This window comes from Dehalobacter sp. (genome assembly GCA_023667845.1).
Taxonomy (GTDB): Bacteria; Bacillota; Desulfitobacteriia; order Desulfitobacteriales; family Syntrophobotulaceae; genus Dehalobacter.
In genome coordinates this window covers 1-1,356 of the sequence record JAMPIU010000052.1, presented here as the reverse complement: position 1 = coordinate 1,356, position 1,356 = coordinate 1, and the positions used below count along the sequence as shown (strand labels likewise).

Annotated in this window: 1 protein-coding gene; it reads left to right on the top strand. The window is 43.3% G+C overall.

Annotated features, from left to right (window positions below):
* Positions 1-186: 186 nt before the first annotated feature.
* Positions 187-996, top strand: a complete 810-nt coding sequence (locus NC238_03575) for a cytochrome b/b6 domain-containing protein (protein MCM1565037.1) — start codon at positions 187-189, stop codon at positions 994-996.
* The last annotated feature ends 360 nt before the right edge of the window (positions 997-1,356 follow it).

Here is a 1,356-nt window from a genome sequence, read left to right as displayed (position 1 = left end):
AAACTAGGGGACGTTCTTTTTGTCTCATTCCTGTGAGACAAGGGGACGTTCTTTTTTGTCTCACTTTTGCTATTTTAAGGGCAATTTCAGTCAGCACTCAGTTGGAATTAAGGTTTGCTGTCTATAATTTACACTATGAGAAACCATGATCCTGCATGATAATTTCACTTGAAAGGACTTTACTGCATGAACACCAAAACCTTATCAAAGATAACGCTCGATATCGTCATGACTGTTTTGTTTATAATCCTGATTTTTGCTTATGACACAGGTCTTGCCTTCCATGAGATAGCGGGGTTGGCGATTTTTGCCTTATTCGCATCCCATATTATTTTAAACTGGGGATGGGTAAAAAACGTCACTAAAAACCTGTTTACATCAAAAATTAAGACTAAGCCCAAGCTTATGTATGTTTTAAACGTGGCACTGTTAATCAGTGTCTGCACTATAATCATTACCGGGATTCTGATTTCAAGAGTCGTTTTTGACTTTGGGTTGCAGGAAAACAAGCATACGCTGGCAGCCGTGCATAAATGGACAGCATATGCCTGCCTTGGTTTGTTTGGCGCTCATATCGCGCTGAACTGGCGGTTTGTCACGGGAACTTTGCGCAAGATGGTCAATAACTATAAAGGCAGCAGGGTGGGGAAATCCCTGCAGACCCTGGGGGCGGCGGCACTGGTTATGCTGGTGGTGTATTCCGCCGGCATGCCCGGTTCTGACAAGGCGGCCCTACAGGCCGTTTCGATTAAAGGCTTACCACGCGAGACTGCCGCTATAAAAAACAATGAATACACAACAGCAGATGATCAAGATTACACGATTGCCGGCGACATTCAAAGCGATGCGGATGAAATTCCCAGCCTGTCGGATTATCTGAGCAGTATGTTTTGTACAGGCTGCGACAAACACTGCCCCCTTTTAAACCCGCAGTGTAAAACAGGACAGTCGCAGCTGCAGGCCGCTAAAATTCAATACGAAAAGCTGTACGGGTAAACAGGGGTGTTAACAGAAATTAAATAACGCTTAATAATTATAGAAGGGTTTCTCCTGTCAGCTTTCAAAGGAGAAACCCTTTATTTAATACTATGTAAAGAAGTACTCGGAAGCCTTCACGATACATCTGCCAATTTCCTCGTCTGTAGAATCAATACTTATAGTAAATTCCTCCCTCTTAATACCTTAAATTATTTTATGGTATATTTTAATAGGAGATACCTCATAATTGGAGGCCTGATAATGAAAGTAAAGTTTGTTCACACCAACATCATCGCCAGGGATTGGAAGAAACTCGCCCAATTTTATATTGATGTCTTCGGCTGCGAGCCGGTGCCCCCGGAACGGGACCACCACGGC